At 33.1% G+C, this 16,404-nt stretch carries 13 protein-coding genes; all 13 read right to left on the reverse strand.

Annotated features, from left to right (window positions below; all coding sequences use genetic code 11):
* Positions 1–50: 50 nt before the first annotated feature.
* Entirely contained in the window at positions 51–1,994 is a 1,944-nt protein-coding gene (gene ftsZ / locus ABD766_RS03720; protein ID WP_344815436.1) for a cell division protein FtsZ, read from the reverse strand.
* Between the two features lie 88 nt (positions 1,995–2,082).
* Complete coding sequence (gene ftsA, locus ABD766_RS03725; protein WP_344815437.1) at positions 2,083–3,468, reverse strand: cell division protein FtsA; 1,386 nt, start codon at positions 3,466–3,468, stop codon at positions 2,083–2,085.
* Positions 3,469–3,532: 64 nt separating this feature from the next.
* Complete coding sequence (locus ABD766_RS03730; RefSeq protein ID WP_344815438.1) at positions 3,533–4,255, reverse strand: cell division protein FtsQ/DivIB; 723 nt, start codon at positions 4,253–4,255, stop codon at positions 3,533–3,535.
* Positions 4,256–4,356: 101 nt separating this feature from the next.
* Positions 4,357–5,700, reverse strand: a complete 1,344-nt coding sequence (gene murC, locus ABD766_RS03735) for a UDP-N-acetylmuramate--L-alanine ligase (protein WP_344815439.1) — start codon at positions 5,698–5,700, stop codon at positions 4,357–4,359.
* A gap of 67 nt (positions 5,701–5,767) precedes the next feature.
* Complete coding sequence (gene murG / locus ABD766_RS03740; RefSeq protein WP_344815441.1) at positions 5,768–6,859, reverse strand: undecaprenyldiphospho-muramoylpentapeptide beta-N-acetylglucosaminyltransferase; 1,092 nt, start codon at positions 6,857–6,859, stop codon at positions 5,768–5,770.
* A 32-nt stretch (positions 6,860–6,891) separates the two neighbouring features.
* Complete coding sequence (locus tag ABD766_RS03745; protein WP_344815442.1) at positions 6,892–8,259, reverse strand: FtsW/RodA/SpoVE family cell cycle protein; 1,368 nt, start codon at positions 8,257–8,259, stop codon at positions 6,892–6,894.
* A gap of 41 nt (positions 8,260–8,300) precedes the next feature.
* Complete coding sequence (gene murD / locus ABD766_RS03750) at positions 8,301–9,635, reverse strand: UDP-N-acetylmuramoyl-L-alanine--D-glutamate ligase (protein WP_344815443.1); 1,335 nt, start codon at positions 9,633–9,635, stop codon at positions 8,301–8,303.
* Positions 9,635–10,861 carry a phospho-N-acetylmuramoyl-pentapeptide-transferase gene (gene mraY / locus ABD766_RS03755; protein WP_298304707.1) on the reverse strand — a complete coding sequence of 409 codons (1,227 nt, stop codon included), beginning with the start codon at positions 10,859–10,861 and terminating at the stop codon, positions 9,635–9,637. The genes murD and mraY overlap by 1 nt, the downstream gene beginning before the upstream one ends.
* 19 nt (positions 10,862–10,880) lie before the next feature.
* Entirely contained in the window at positions 10,881–12,344 is a 1,464-nt protein-coding gene (locus ABD766_RS03760) for a UDP-N-acetylmuramoyl-L-alanyl-D-glutamate--2,6-diaminopimelate ligase (RefSeq protein WP_344815444.1), read from the reverse strand.
* Complete coding sequence (locus ABD766_RS03765; protein WP_344815445.1) at positions 12,341–14,347, reverse strand: penicillin-binding protein; 2,007 nt, start codon at positions 14,345–14,347, stop codon at positions 12,341–12,343. The genes ABD766_RS03760 and ABD766_RS03765 overlap by 4 nt, the downstream gene beginning before the upstream one ends.
* Positions 14,338–14,685: an FtsL-like putative cell division protein gene (locus tag ABD766_RS03770; protein WP_298120636.1), complete on the reverse strand. Its 348-nt coding sequence runs from the start codon at positions 14,683–14,685 to the stop codon at positions 14,338–14,340. Before ABD766_RS03770 ends, ABD766_RS03765 begins: the two co-directional genes overlap by 10 nt.
* 68 nt (positions 14,686–14,753) lie before the next feature.
* Positions 14,754–15,662, reverse strand: a complete 909-nt coding sequence (rsmH, locus tag ABD766_RS03775) for a 16S rRNA (cytosine(1402)-N(4))-methyltransferase RsmH (protein WP_344815446.1) — start codon at positions 15,660–15,662, stop codon at positions 14,754–14,756.
* Entirely contained in the window at positions 15,637–16,110 is a 474-nt protein-coding gene (mraZ, locus tag ABD766_RS03780; RefSeq protein WP_344815447.1) for a division/cell wall cluster transcriptional repressor MraZ, read from the reverse strand. The genes rsmH and mraZ overlap by 26 nt, the downstream gene beginning before the upstream one ends.
* Between the last annotated feature and the right edge of the window lie 294 nt (positions 16,111–16,404).

Consider the following 16,404-nt stretch of genomic DNA (forward strand, 5'->3'; position numbering starts at 1 on the left):
CCGAAATTTCAATTGAACTTTCGGGCTACCCATTTTTAATTAACTTATGATTAATCTACATTATCGTGTAAGAATGAATTATTAGAACGTAACTGAATATCGTCGTTACTATCTGTTCCTAATGACATTCTTGAATTGTTGTTTAGGTTTTGATTTTCTGTTAAATCTACGCCTAATCTTTTGTATGCTGGTTCTCTTTCAAGTTCGTCAACTCTCGATGGATTGTTGTGAAACTTGTAATTGAATTCTTTTAATTTACGTCTTCTTTCGTCTGCACGAAGTTTTAAAGTTTCTTCGATAGTCATTTCCATTGGAGAAATATCATCTGAATGTGTAGCATAAGTTGGTTTTGCTGGCTCAGCTACTTTCATTGTGAAATTTAATGACTCTTCGATTGGCTCTTCCAACTTAGCAGCTGGTTTAGAACTCAATAAATCGTTTTCAATTTCCATATATTCTTCAAGAGAATATTTGATAACTCCGTTTTGATTTACTTCAGTTACTGGAACAAATTCAACGTGTTCGTTAACCTTGATGTCTTTAGTTTCGGCAGTTAAATCGAAAATAATTCTATCTTCTTCAATTGTATTTTCAACTGGTTTAGTTATTGGCAAATCGAAAGAGAATGTAATTTGCTCTTCTTCTCTTGCTACAACTTGTGGCTCAACAACTTTAATCTCGTTTACCGCTGGAGTTGTAAAAGTAAAATCGATATCTTTTATAGGCGAAACGATTTCGAAAGTTACATCTAAATTACGGATGAAGTCGTTCATCGCAATTAGTTCGTTTTCGTTAACTTTTGCTACAACTGGTTCTTGTTTTACTTCATCTTCGATTAATTCGAAAACAATTTTTTCTTCTTTAACTTCGGCAGTTACTTCAATTGGAGTCTCTACCTTCGGTTGAAAAAAATCAACTGGCTTTTGAGTTAAGTCATGAACTAACTTTTGCTCATCTTCTAGTGAATGAATGATTTTTTTAACTTCTGTATTTACGATTTCGTTTTGTTGTTCTACGTTGAAACCTGTTGCAATAATTGTAACTGCAATAGCATCACCATGAGCTTCATCTTCACCAACTCCCATAATAATATTGGCGTTGTGACCTGCTTCTGCTTGAATGTGGTCGTTGATTTCTCCGATTTCGTCAATAGTAATTTCGTTAGTACCCGAAACGATAAGCAACAATACGTTTTTAGCACCTGAAATTTTATTGTCATTCAATAACGGAGAATCCAAAGCAGAAATGATAGCGTCTTTAGCTCTATTTTCACCACTTGCAATTGCAGAACCCATAATAGCTGTTCCACTATTTGCCAATACCGTTTTAGCATCTTTTAAATCGATATTTTGTGTGTAGTGATGTGTAATTACTTCAGCAATTCCGCGTGATGCAGTTGCTAAAACTTCGTCAGCTTTAGAGAAACCAGCTTTGAAACCAAGATTTCCGTAAACTTCTCTTAATTTATTATTATTGATAACAATTAATGAATCTACTTGTTTTCTTAATCTTTCAACACCTGCTAATGCTTGGTCTTGACGTACCTTTCCTTCAAATTGAAAAGGAATTGTAACAATACCAACCGTTAGTATGTCTCTTTCTTTAGCTAATTGAGCAATTACTGGAGCTGCACCTGTTCCTGTTCCTCCACCCATTCCTGCGGTGATGAAAACCATCTTGGTGTTGCTATCCAACATTTTTTCGATATCATCGATACTTTCGATTGCTGATTGTTGTCCAACATCTGGATTTGCTCCTGCTCCTAAACCTTCTGTTAAGTTTACACCCAACTGAATTTTATTTGGCACAGGACTGTTTTGTAATGCCTGAGAATCAGTATTACAAACGATGAAATCTACACCTTTGATTCCTTGTTTGAACATGTGGTTGATTGCGTTGCTTCCACCGCCACCAACTCCGATAACTTTAATAACATTTGATTGATTTTTAGGTAAATCAAATGAGATGCTTCCAAATTCTGAGTTGCTTATCATACTATTTTGGTTTTGTTTGATTTTATTCTGTATTCTAGTTTTGTTTTTCTTTAAATCTAATATTTGATATTTTAAATCTAATATTAAATTACTCTGCGTTGTCTAAGAAATCTTTGATTTTATCAACATACTTATCAAAAAATGATTTTCTGATTTTTCCTTCTGTTGTTTCCACTTCTTTTTCAACTTTATTTTCAATTTGTTCTTCTTGTTGTTGCGTTACCTCTTGCACTTCTTCAACAACTGGTCTTGCAATTGGTCTTGGCTGCGGAATAGCTTGACTTACTTCTAATTTATAGGCACTTTGCGTATTGTTAGCTACACTATTCATTACTAATCCAACTGCTGTTGCAAATAATGGACTTGAAATATCTTCGCTAGAATTTCCTGCCAAATGTTCGTTAGGATAACCAATTCTAGTGTCCATTCCTGTAATGTATTCCACTAATTGTTTGATGTGTTGCAATTGCGCTCCACCACCTGTAAGAACAATTCCTGCAATCAATTTCTTTCTTGGATCTTCGTGACCGTAAACTTTGATTTCTGTAAAAACTTGCTCAATAATTTCAACCACACGTGCATGAATGATTTTAGATAAGTTTTTCAAAGAAATTTCTTTTGGTTCTCTACCACGTAATCCTGGAATTGAAACAATTTCGTTGTCTTTATTTTCTCCTGGCCAAGCCGAACCAAATTTTACTTTTAATAACTCTGCTTGTTTTTCGATAATAGAACAACCTTCTTTAATATCTTCTGTAATCACATTTCCTCCGAAAGGAATTACAGCTGTGTGACGAATGATTCCGTCTTTAAAAATGGCTAAATCTGTTGTTCCACCACCAATATCTATTAAAGCAACACCTGCTTCTTTTTCTTCTTGACTTAAAACCGCATCTGCTGAAGCTAAAGGTTCCAATGTTAATCCTGACAATTCAATTCCGGAACTTTGGATGCATCTTCCTACATTTCTGATAGAAGCTGCTTGTCCAACAACAACGTGAAAACTTGCTTCCAATCGTCCACCATACATACCAATTGGTTCTTTGATTTCTGATTGTCCGTCGATTTTAAATTCTTGTGGCAACACATGAATAATTTCTTCACCCGGCAACATCGCTAATTTATTCACTTGATCAATTAACAATTGAATGTCTTTACCACTAATTACTTCTTCTGGATTACTTCTGCTGATGTAATCTGTGTGTTGAATACTACGAATGTGTTGTCCGGCAATACCAACAACGCAATCATTGATTTTGTATCCTGAGTTTTCTTCCGCTTCTAAAACTGCTTGTTGGATGGATTGAATGGTTTGTGTAATATTATTTACAACACCACGAGCCACACCTAAACTTTTGGCTTTTCCAAGACCTAAAATTTCAAGTTTGCCGTATTCATTTTTCTTACCAATCATCGCTACGATTTTCGTAGTTCCGATGTCTAAACCAACTGCAATGTTTTCTCTGTTCTCCATATTGTCAACTAATTTGCCCCACACAATATTAACTTTATCTCCGTTTTTTGAAATTTTACTATTGTTATTTTGTACAAACAACTTGATGTGTAAATCTCAAATTTATTTTCTTGTAATTATTTAGCATCGTATCTGAAACTGCTTTCTGAAAAAATGCTTTATAATTTTTAAATTTCTTTTCTTCATTCATCATTTTGCCAAACTCGATTTTAAAATCATAGTTCCTGTTGGTCATCATTAAGCTCGCATCAGGCAAAACTTGCACACCAATGATATTTTTTTTCAAAAATTCATCGTTGTAAATCATCTTCAAAACTTCGGATAATTTCTTCTTGTTTTTGTTGTCAATAACCCCCGAAATTAGCGGTACTCTAGCTGTACTTATATCAGAAAGTGGCATTCTATTTCCCTCATAATCAATATAGAACGAACCTTCCTCACTAAACACTCTTGCTATGGGTGTTTTTTGTTTCACCACCGCCTTTAGAACACCATCAACACTTACAAAAACTTCTGATTTTTCAACCATAGGATGTTTGTTGATAGAATTTTCCAATTTGTTCAAATTTAAGTCCGATTTTTCAATGGTTTTTACATCTGAACTATTTTCTATTAACAATTTATTAACCGATTCTTGTTTAACGAAATTGTTATTATCTCCAACAAAAATCACTTCTGATTTCTTTAATTTACGATGTGAATTTCTATTTGACGTAAACGAATACAGAAAAACTACCAATGCAAACATTAGTATTAATCGGATATTGTTCCATTTTAGAAATTTCATAATTGTTTTAATTTTTTAATATTTCGTTTTTTGTTTTTCTATTTTTTATTTTTTTATTTTTTTTATTTTTTTTATTTTTTTCATCGGACTAAAGTCCGAAGCTATTCAGCTAAAGCAGTTTTTATTGATGGTACTAATTCGCCAATATCGCCTGCTCCTATCGTTACAATTATCTTTGCATCACTTTCCAAAATTGCGCCAATTAGTTCTTCTTTTGAAACTAATTTTTTATTATCATTTGTCATTTTAGACATTAACCAAGAAGTTGTAATTCCTTCCATTGGTAATTCTCTTGCAGGATAAATATCTAATAAAAGAACTTCGTCAAATTGAGATAAACTTTTAGCAAAATCGTCTGCAAAATCTTTTGTTCTACTAAACAAGTGAGGTTGAAAAATTGCCAAAACTTTTTGATTTGGATATAATTCTCTAACCGCTTGATGCACGGCATTAATTTCTGTTGGATGATGTGCATAATCATCTATATAAACGCGATTTTCTGATTTTATTTGATACGAAAATCTTCTTTGTACACCTTTAAATGTAGCTAAAGCATTAGCAATGGACACGGTTGGGGTTCCATAAGTTTTGGCCATTGCTAAAGCCATTAGCGCATTCATTAAATTATGATGTCCTGGTAAACCAAAAGCAATATCTTTTATTATTTCTGTTGGTGTTTGAACATCAAAAACATAAGCACTATTTTCTATTCGAATATTAAACGCTTTGAACGTTGCTTCTTCATTAATTGCTATGGTCAAACCCTCTAAATCCAATCCTTTAGGAACAAATATTTTGGTTTTATCTTGAACTTTATTTGCAAATTCTCTAAACGATTCTTCGATTGCAGAGGCATCACCATAAATATCTAAATGATCAGCATCCATTGAGGTTACGCAAGCAATATTCGGATGCAAATGCAAGAACGATCGATCAAATTCATCGGCTTCAACAACGGTAATTGTTTTTCCACTGCCGATTAAATTAGAATGATAATTTTCTACAATTCCACCAAGGAATGCTGTAACATCTGCTCCACTTTCATACATAATATGACCTAGAATACTTGATGTAGTTGTTTTTCCATGCGTTCCTGCTACTGCAAAACAGAACGTATCTTTTGTAATCAAGCCAAGAACTTCAGCTCTTTTTTTAATTACATAATCTCTTTCTACAAAATAATTCCATTCTGAATGCGAAACTGGAACCGCTGGCGTAACAATTACCAAAGTATTTTCTACAAAATAATCCGAAGGAATTGCAGCAATTGAATCTTCAAAATGAATGTTCATTCCGCCAGCAATCAATTCGTCGGTTAACATAGTTGGTGTTTTATCGTAACCCGAAACATTCTTTCCAATGTTCTGGAAATAGCGAGCCAAAGCACTCATTCCGATGCCTCCAATTCCGATGAAATAGACGTTATGTATTTGATTTAGATTCATTTTCTTTTTTTTGACACAAATTTCACGAATTTTCACGAATGATTTTGATTGCGAAAATTGCACGAATTTATTTTATCAATTTTACTATTTGTTCAACAATATCTTTTGTTGCGTTTGGCTTGGCTAATTTTTTCATGTTTTCGCTTAGACTTTTTTGCAAATTCTCATCATGAATTAGTTTATTGAAAACTGATTCGAATTTTTCGTCTAACTCACTTTCTTTTATTAGTAAAGCACCATTTTTATCTACAATTGCTTTCGCATTTTTGGTTTGATGATCTTCGGCTACGTTTGGTGAAGGAATAAAAATCGTTGGTTTTCCAACCAAACATAATTCTGAAACTGACGAAGCTCCGGCACGAGATATCACGAAATCTGCTGCAGCATAAATCAAATCCATTCTATCAATAAACGAAACTACTTGAACATTCTCTATCTCAGAAAAATGTTTGTAATCTGCCATATATAAATTACCACATTGCCAAAATATTTGCAAGTTATTGTTTCGTAAAAAATCAAGCTCTTTTGCAATTAATTGATTGATTCTTCTTGCACCTAAACTTCCGCCAATGATTAGTAATGTCTTTTTGTTTTCATCCAAATTGAAATAAGACAACGCTTCACTTCTTTTAGAATCAATATCTAAAATATCTTGACGGACAGGATTTCCTGTAAATACAATTTTATCTTTTGGAAAAAATCGTTCTAAATTTTCATAAGCAACACAAATGGCATTGGCTTTCTTACTCAATAATTTATTGGTAATTCCGGGATAGGAATTTTGCTCTTGAATTACTGTTGGAATATTCAAACTATTGGCAACTTGCAATAATGGTCCGCTTGCAAATCCGCCTGTTCCGATGACAACATCTGGCTTGAACTTCTTAATTATTTTTCTAGATTTCCATAAACTATTAACTAATTTTAATGGAAACATGGCATTCTGCAAAGTCAACTTTCTTTGTAAGCCTGCAATCCAAAGTCCTTCAATAGCATAACCTGATTGAGGTACTTTTTGCATTTCCATTTTATCTTGCGCACCTACAAAAAGGAACTCCGCATCTGGAAAACGCGATTTTAATTCGTTGGCAATAGCGATTGCAGGATAGATATGTCCACCTGTTCCGCCACCACTTAATATGAATTTTAATTTTTTCATTTTTATCTTATTGCCTTAAAAGGCAGTTCAATTTATTTTTTTCGCATTCCTTTTATGGCTAGCATTGGATTTTCTTCAATTGAAAAATCTTCCTCCATTATTTTGCCTTTGATGGATGCTTTCATTTGGTTAACCTTTTCTTGATTTTCATCAACTTCCTCTTCTACACCATTCAATTCTCTATCAATAATTCTTTGTAAAACTTCGTCTCTTTTTTTCTTTTCTTCGAGTTCTCTTTCGGCTTCTTCGAGTTCTTTTGCAATTTCTTCTTCTTTTTTGGTAACGCTTAGAATAATTCCGAGAGCGATACATGTCATCCAAACAGAACTTCCTCCTGAACTAATTAATGGTAAAGTTTGTCCAGTAACTGGCAACAATTCGACTGCCACTGCCATATTGATTAATGCCTGAAATATTATTGGAAAACCGAGCCCGACGACGACTAATTTTCCGAAAAGCGAATTGGCTTTGTGCGATGCTACCACAAATCGGAATAGCAACATTAAATAGAAAAACAAAACTGTTAGAGCTCCGAAAAGCCCAAACTCTTCCACAATAATGGCGAAAATAAAATCGGAAGATGACTGAGGTAAGAAATTCTTTTGAACACTTTTCCCTGGTCCAAGTCCGTATAGCTCACCTGATGCAATTGCGATTTTCGCTTTCTCAATTTGATAATCATCTTCATCTGGTTTGTCACTTGTAAAATTATCTATACGACTAATCCAAGTATCAACACGATTAGGAAAAGCATCTGGAAATTTTTTAGCTATTAGAATGAAAAACAATCCACAAAGCAATCCGGTTCCAAGAATAATTCCGATATATTTTAATGGGTATTTACCAATAAAAGTTAGCATAATAACCATTGAAAAAATCAATGCTGCTGTAGAAAAGTTCGCAGGAAAAATCAATCCGACAGTTACAAATACTGGCAACCAAAGTTCTAGAAGCGATTGCTTAAAATCGGGTGCAACTTCTCTTTTTTTGGACAAATATCTTGCTACAAAAATATACAACACAATTGCTGCAAATGTTGATGTTTGAAAGGATATTCCAATGAATGGAATTTGAATCCAACGACTGGCATTTGCTCCATCAATTACAGTTCCTTTTACCAAAGTATAAATTAACAAAACCCAAACAATTGGCAATGCAATTCGTGAAATTCCTCTAAAATAATGATACGGAATTTTGTGAACTTGATAAATTATAACGAAACCAATAGTAATGTGAATAGCATGCTTTAGCAAATAGGTCAAAGCATTTCCTGAGCCGTGACGCATGTAAGCCAAATTACTACTCGCACTAAAAACAGGCATAAAAGAGAACAGCGCCAAAAGAGCAACAAATGCCCAAATGACTTTATCTCCGTGTAGTCTGCTTATTAATTGTTTCATTTTTTAGTTTATAAGTTTAAAGGTTTAGGAGTTTAAAAGTTCTATAAATTTCTTACTTCTCTTTTAAATTGATTTCCTCTGTCTTCGTAGTTTTGAAATAAATCGAAACTTGCGCAAGCTGGAGATAATAGAACAGTATCACCTTTTTCTGCGATGTGTCTTGCTGTATTTACTGCATCGTGCATATTATCTACTTCAACCATCATATCTACAACATTTCCGAAAGCATCAATTATTTTCTTGTTATCAACACCAAGACAGATAATTGCTTTCACTTTTTCGTGAACCAAAGGCATTAACTCAGCATAATCATTTCCTTTATCAACACCTCCAACAATCCAAATGGTTGGCGTTGTCATGCTATCTAAAGCAAAAAAAGTTGCGTTAACATTGGTAGCTTTACTATCGTTAATGTATTGCACATTATGAATTTTTAGCACTTTTTCTAAACGATGTTCAACACCTTGAAAATTTGACAAACTCTCGCGAATGGTTTGTTTTCTGATGCGTAAAATATTCGCTACAGAAGTTGCAGCCATTGCATTTTTCATATTGTGCTTTCCTTCAAGTGCGATGTTTGCCGTTTCCATTAAAAACTCTTCTTGGTTGATGTTGATTTCCATAGTTTTGTTGTTTAAAAATGCTCCGTTTTCAATTGATTTTGATATCGAAAATGGAATTAATTGTGCTTTTACTTTGTTATTTTTTAACCAATTTCCGATGGCTTCATCATCTGCATCATAAATGAGATAATCCTCTTCGGTTTGATTCATTGTTATTCTGAACTTCGATGCGATATAATTTTCATATTTATATTCGTATCGATCTAAATGATCTGGACTTATGTTTGTAATTATGGCAATATGTGGCTTATAATTTATGATTCCGTCTAACTGAAAACTGCTTAATTCTAACACATAAGAATCATAATGTTCTTCGGCTACTTGCCATGCAAAACTTTTTCCAATATTTCCGCCCAATCCTACATTCAATCCTCCTTCTTTTAGCAAATGATACGTCAACATTGTTGTTGTTGTTTTACCATTACTTCCTGTGATTCCGATAGTCATTGCTTTTGTAAAATCATTAGCAAATTCAATTTCAGAAATCACTGGAATTCCTTTTTCGATAAGCTTTTTTACAATTGGAGCTTTTTCTGGAATTCCTGGACTTTTCATTACTACATCAGCATTTAGAATTTTATCTTCTGTATGCTGTTCGTCTTCCCATTGTATTTCATATTGATTAAGAACGTCTCTATAATTGTCTTTAATTTTTCCGAAATCAGATACAAAAACATCATATCCTTCTTTCTTTCCTAGAATTGCTGTTCCAACTCCACTTTCTCCTCCTCCAAGAATTACTAATCGTTTCATTATCTCAATTTCAATGTTACAATTGCTACAATCGCTAACAAGATGGTTACAATCCAAAAGCGAGTTACAATTTTACTTTCATGGTATCCTTTTTTCTGATAATGATGATGTAATGGCGACATTAAGAAAATTCTTCTTCCTTCGCCAAAACGTTTTTTGGTATATTTAAAATAAGATACCTGAATAATTACTGAGGCGCTTTCGGCAAAGAAAATGGCACATAAAACAGGAAGTAACATTTCTTTTCTAACAGAAATTGCTAAAACCGCTATAATTCCACCAATGGTTAAACTTCCTGTATCACCCATAAAAACTGATGCTGGATAAGAATTATACCAAAGAAATCCGATTAAAGCTCCAACGAAAGAAGCGATAAAAATGGTCATCTCTCCTGAATTTGGAATGTACATTACATTCAAGTAATTTGACAAAATGATATTACCTGAAATAAATGTAAAAATACCGAGCGCGAGTACTGATATTGCAGACGTTCCTGCGGCTAAACCATCAATTCCATCAGTAAGATTTGCACCATTTGAAACTGCTGTAATAATGAAGATTACAATTGGAATGAATACCAACCAAGCCCAATTTTGATAATCATCTGTAAATGGTTTTAGGATTTGAGCATAATCCAATTCGTTGTTTTTTGTAAACGGAATTGTTGTCGTAGTTGCCTTTATTTCTTTAGCAGGTTGTGAAATTGTATTTCCAGTTTGGTTGAAAGTGATAGGCGTAGCTGACTTTTCACGAACAGTAACTGCTGGACTAAAATACAATACTGAACCCACAATAATTCCCAAACCAACTTGACCTATAACTTTAAAAATTCCTTTTAAACCTTGTTTGTCTTTTTTGAATATTTTGATATAATCGTCAATAAAACCAATAGTTCCCATCCAAAGTGTGGTCACAATTAGAAGAATGATATAAATATTATTCAACTTAGTCAATAACAAAACAGGAATCAAGGTTGCAAAAATGATGATTAATCCACCCATTGTTGGAGTTCCTGCTTTTTGAGTTTGACCTTCCAAACCTAGCTCACGGACAGTTTCGCCAACTTGTTGATTTCTCAAAAAAGTGATGATTTTTTTTCCGTAAATAGTTGACAGTGTTAATGATAACATCAACGCTATAGCCGAACGAAACGTAATATATTGAAACACTCCAGCTCCAGGAATGTCTAGTGTTTTGTCTAAATATTCAAATAAGTAGTATAACATATTGGTTAGGTATATTGGGTTATTTGTTCATTTGTTCTAAAAATTCTTTTACAATTTTCATATCATCAAAATCATGGCGAACACCTTGAATTTCTTGATAGGTTTCGTGACCTTTTCCTGCAATTAGAATAATATCATTGGCGTTTGCTAATTGACAAGCAGTTTTTATAGCCTGTTTTCTATCTTCAATGGAAAGTGATTTTTTGAAATTTTGTGGTTCAACACCTGCTTCCATTTCGGCGATAATCGTTGACGGATTTTCAGTTCGTGGATTATCAGAAGTGATGATAACTTTATCGCTCATTTGTGTTGCGATGTTTGCCATTATTGGTCTTTTCGTTTTATCTCTATCACCACCACAACCTACAACGGTTATCAATTGTTCGTTTTTTGTACGAATATCATTAATGGTTTTTAGTACATTTTCTAAAGCATCCGGCGTATGTGCATAATCTACAATTGCGGTGATTTTATCGTTGGAAACAATAAACTGAAAACGACCTGAAACGCTTTCTAATTCGGATAGCAATCTCAAAACTTCAAGCGATTCTAATCCTAATTCAACTGCAGTTCCATAAATTGCTAGTAAATTATAAGCATTAAATGTTCCGATAAGTTTTACCCAAACTTCATTTTCATTAACTTTAAGCAACAATCCTGAAAGTTGATTTTCTAGAATTTGAGCTTTATAATTAGCGTATGATTTTAAAGCATAAGTCAATTTTCTTGCATTGGTATTTTGAAGCATTACCGCTCCATTTTTATCATCAACATTGGTCAATGCGAAAGCTGATTTTGGTAAATGATCAAAAAACGATTTTTTAACATCTCTATATTCTGCGAAAGTTGGATGATAATCTAAATGATCGTGCGATAAATTAGTGAAAACTCCACCTTCAAACTGCAATCCTTCTGTACGCTTTTGATGAACACCATGTGAACTCACTTCCATAAAACAATAGTCGCAACCGATTTCAATCATTTCATTTAAAAAATAATTGATGGTTAAAGAATCTGGTGTTGTGTGTGTTGCTTTGTGTTCAACATCATTAACCATAATTTTTACGGTAGAAAGCAAACCAACTTTGTATCCTGCTTTTTTGAATAATTGGTACAAAAGTGAAGCAATAGTTGTTTTACCATTGGTTCCTGTGATTCCAACTAAACGTAATTTTGACGATGGATTGTCATAATAATTAGAAGCCATAAAAGCCAAAGCCGAATTGGTATCTTTTACTTGAATATAAGTAATTCCGGTAATTATTACTTCTGGTAATGTGTCACAAACAACTACAACCGCACCAAGATTAATTGCTTTTTCGATAAAGTCGTGACCATTAGAAACTGTTCCACGGATGGCTACAAAAACGTCATTTTCTTGAATTTTTCTCGAATCGAATTCGATTTTATTCACAGCGATTTCCGTTGAACCTTTGACAGCTTCAATAGCAACTTTATATAATATGTCTTTTAAAACGATCACGATAATTCTAGTGTTATGATTGTATTTTTGATAATAGGTTGTCCGGCTTGAATCGACTGATTTTTTACCTTTCCAATACCTTTTACTTTTACTTTAATTCCTAAATTTTCTAAAAGTGCCACAGCATCCATTCCTGGCATTCCTTTTAGATTAGGTATTGTATTTTTTACGTTTTGAGCTTTTGTAAAATACTCTTGATATTTAGTTTCCTGCTTGGCTACTTTTTTATCAAGATTTTTAATTTCATTTGTTGATGGTGCGTCAGTGAAAATCTTTTGAGCTATTCTTTTAAAAACTGGTCCGGCAACATCTGCTCCATAATAATTATTCATTGAAGTATTTGGTTTGTGAACTACTACAATGCAAGAATATTTAGGATGTTCCGCTGGAAAAAATCCAACAAAAGAAGAAATATAATGTTTCTCACTTCCGCCATTTTTACCATAATTGGCTTGCGCTGTTCCTGTTTTTCCTGCCATTGAAAAATCTTTAGAATACAACTTTGCGCCAGTTCCTCTTTTTACAACATTCGATAAAAGTGCTTTTAATTTTTTGATTGTTGCATCAGAACAAATCTTCGGATTGATAATTTGTTTATCATATTTCTTGATGGTTTTATTCCATTCTTTAATTTCAGAAACGAATTGTGGTTTTACCATTTCTCCGTTATTTGCAACAGCATTGTACAATGTCAACGTTTGTAAAGGCGTCATGGCTACACTATATCCAAAAGCCATCCATGGTAAAATATTAGGATTCCAATTTTCATCAGTTGTTTGATGTACAATTGGTTTTCCTTCACCTTGAAATGGTAATCCAAGAGGTTTATTCAAACCTAAATTATTAACTCTATTGATAAATTCTTGCGGATTATTTTTATAATTTTCCACAACTGCTTGAACTAAAATGGTATTGGACGAAACCTCAAAACCTCTTCCAAGAGAAATTTTACCATAACCACCTTCGTGAGAATCACGAACTTTATCACCTCTGTAAGTTATAACTCCACCACGACTGTCATAAACTTTTGACGTATCTACTTTATTATCATCTAAAAGCGCAATCATATCAACCAATTTAAAGGTTGAACCTGGTTCGTGTGATTCCGCAACAGCATAATTTATAGTTTCATAATAATTACCTGATTTTTCGTCTCTTCCTAGGTTAGAAATCGCTTTAACTTGACCTGTTTTGGTTTCCATTACAACAACGCAACCGTGTTCAGCGCCATATTCTTCTAATTGTTTTAGCAAAGCGTGGTGTGCAATATCTTGAATGTAAACATCAATAGTTGAAATTACATCGTACCCATCTTGTGGATCTACTTCGTTTTGGTCACGAATAGGTTTCCATTGTCCTTTGGCAATTTTTTGTTTTAAAACTTTTCCGTCTTTTCCGTTAAGATATTTTCCGAAAGCACCTTCTATTCCAACTCTTTTTTGAACACCATTTTCATCAATTCTATCATAACCGATGGTTCTCTCTGCGATTTTACCGATTGGATGTTCACGAACTGTTTTTTGCTCCACAATAATTCCACCTTTGTATGCACCTTTGTTGAAAAGTGGAAATTTTTTAATTTTTGAATATTCCGTGTAACTTAAATCTTCTGCAATTAGAGTATATCTGCTTTTATTAGCGCGTGCTTTTCTCAATAATGATTGATAATGAGAAGTTGGTTTTCCTAATAATTTTGACAAACTCATTGCTAACGAATCGGCTTTGCTTTCGAAATCTTCTGATTTTGGCGCAACAGCATCGAAACGAATGGTATAATTAGGAATTGAAGTCGCCAACAAACTACCATCTGATGAATAAATATTTCCTTTATTCGCTGGAATTACAAAAGTTTTCACCGTTCTATCTTTAGCCAATTTTCTATAATAGTCGCCTTCTACCCACTGTATATTAGTAAGTTTTATGGTTATCGCCAACGCCATCAAAAAGATGATGAACGCCATCAGATAAATTCTGTAAGAGATATTTTTATCTTCTACTGCCATATTTTTTTAAAGAAACTTTTTTCTTCTGGTTGTTTAACTTTTATTTTTTGTGGTGGAACCTGAGATGGGAAAATATTTCTAGCTTCCATCTTTTTTGAAACTGTAGATTCCATTTTTAACTTCATTAATTCCGAACGTCTGTCAACAAATTCGGAACGTAATTCTTTTACTTCATTTGTTAAATCAGCGATTTTGAATATTTTTTGTTCAAATCGATGCGTGTTAGCAATCATGATTATGGCTAAAACAATTAAAAACACAATGAAACGCCAATTTTTAGTAGCGTCTTCATTGACAAGAAATCTTGCTTTTAATATGTTGTAAATTCCAATTTTCATTTCTCAGTTGTCTGTTTTCAGTTTTCAGTTTTCAGTTACTTTGCAGTCTGAATTCTGACATCTGAATACTATTTCTTCTCTGCTATTCTCAACTTTGCGCTTCTTGCTCGGTTGTTTATTTTTATTTCTTCTTCTGTTGGAACAATTAGTTTTCCAATTAACTTGAAAGGCACTGAAAAATTTCCAAAGAAATCTCGTTCTGGTTCGCCTTCAAAAATTCCGTTTTTCATGAATCTTTTTACCAATCTATCTTCTAAAGAATGATAGGAAATCACACTTAATCTTCCTTCGGGCTTTAAAACATCAAGAGATTGTTCTAAGAATTCTTTCAAAACATCCATTTCTTGATTCACCTCAATTCTAATAGCTTGATAGATTTGAGCCAAAATTTTATTTTTAAATTGTTCTGGCAAAAAACGTTGCAAAATCAATTTCAATTCATCGGTTGTATCAATAGATTTTATTTCTCTTGCCTCAATAATTGTTCTTGCTAATGCTGGAGCAATTTTTAACTCACCATAATCAAGAAAAACTCTTTTCAAGTTAACATCATCGTACTCATTGATTACTTTGTATGCATCCAAATCGTTTTTCTTACTCATTCTCATATCTAAATCGGCATCAAATCGAGTTGAAAAACCTCTTTCTGGAACATCAAATTGATGCGATGAAACTCCCAAATCAGCTAAAATTCCATCTACTTGCTTGATTCCATAAAATCTTAAAAAACGTTTGATGTATCTAAAATTTTCTTGAATCAATGTGAATCTTTGATCTGGCAATGCATTTTCCCAAGCATCTTCATCTTGATCAAACGCAAACAATTTTCCGTTTGGACCAAGGCGACTCAAAATTTCTCTTGAATGTCCGCCACCACCAAAAGTGACATCTACATAAACACCATCTGGAATACAATTCAAACCGTCAACTGTTTCTTTTAATAATACTGGATTATGATATTCCATTGTCGTCGTCATTTACATTTCCCATTACGTCTTCTGCCAAATCAGCAAAATCACCAACAGAATCATCTATAGCTTTTTCGTATAAATCTTTATCCCAAATCTCAACAATATTTACTGTTGAAGACAACACAATATCTTTAGTAATTTGAGCAAAATTGGTTAAATCTTTAGGAACTAGAAGACGTCCTAAAGCATCGATTTCAACCACTTTTACTCCGGCTTGAAAACGACGAATGAAGTCGTTATTTTTCTTTACAAATCGGTTGAGTTTGTTCACTTTTTGCATCATTAAATTCCACTCTGCCATTGGATAAAGTTCCAAACATGGCTGAAAAACAGAACGTTTCAAGACAAAACCGTCTTGAAGCGAAGCCGCAAGTTGTTTCTTCAAAGGCGCAGGCAAAAGCAGCCTTCCTTTGACGTCAACTTTACATTCGTATGTTCCGATTAATGAGTTCAACTAATTAATTTTTAATGATAATGAGCAAAAATATAAAATAATTCTCCACATTTTACCACATAACTCCACTTTGTTAATAAGTTTTACCACTTTTAGATTTTTGTTAATTACTTTAAAACCAAACCAACTTTGAATAATAATTAACAAAACATTTGGAATCGTTGATTTAACGCAATAAATTGACAGTCAAACAGATTTAGTTGCGAAATATTTAATAAAAAGTTAGTTTTATAAAATTTGAAAAGGACATAAAATGATTTGTTGAAATGTTGATAATTGTAAAAATTCATGAAG

The sequence above is a fragment of the Flavobacterium cheonanense genome (genome assembly GCF_039539185.1).
GTDB classification, from domain to species: Bacteria; Bacteroidota; Bacteroidia; order Flavobacteriales; family Flavobacteriaceae; genus Flavobacterium; species Flavobacterium cheonanense.

What these genes read in the sequence shown, in the direction of transcription:
- ABD766_RS03765 (WP_344815445.1), bottom strand. Translation starts at nt 14,347, where the DNA reads ATGGCAGTAGAAGATAAAAATATCTCTTACAGAATTTATCTGATGGCG.
- ABD766_RS03730 (WP_344815438.1), bottom strand. Translation starts at nt 4,255, where the DNA reads ATGAAATTTCTAAAATGGAACAATATCCGATTAATACTAATGTTTGCA.
- ftsZ (WP_344815436.1), bottom strand. Translation starts at nt 1,994, where the DNA reads ATGATAAGCAACTCAGAATTTGGAAGCATCTCATTTGATTTACCTAAA.
- murD (WP_344815443.1), bottom strand. Translation starts at nt 9,635, where the DNA reads ATGAAACGATTAGTAATTCTTGGAGGAGGAGAAAGTGGAGTTGGAACA.
- mraY (WP_298304707.1), bottom strand. Translation starts at nt 10,861, where the DNA reads ATGTTATACTACTTATTTGAATATTTAGACAAAACACTAGACATTCCT.
- murC (WP_344815439.1), bottom strand. Translation starts at nt 5,700, where the DNA reads ATGAATCTAAATCAAATACATAACGTCTATTTCATCGGAATTGGAGGC.
- rsmH (WP_344815446.1), bottom strand. Translation starts at nt 15,662, where the DNA reads ATGACGACGACAATGGAATATCATAATCCAGTATTATTAAAAGAAACA.
- ABD766_RS03745 (WP_344815442.1), bottom strand. Translation starts at nt 8,259, where the DNA reads ATGAAACAATTAATAAGCAGACTACACGGAGATAAAGTCATTTGGGCA.
- ABD766_RS03770 (WP_298120636.1), bottom strand. Translation starts at nt 14,685, where the DNA reads ATGAAAATTGGAATTTACAACATATTAAAAGCAAGATTTCTTGTCAAT.
- murG (WP_344815441.1), bottom strand. Translation starts at nt 6,859, where the DNA reads ATGAAAAAATTAAAATTCATATTAAGTGGTGGCGGAACAGGTGGACAT.
- ftsA (WP_344815437.1), bottom strand. Translation starts at nt 3,468, where the DNA reads ATGGAGAACAGAGAAAACATTGCAGTTGGTTTAGACATCGGAACTACG.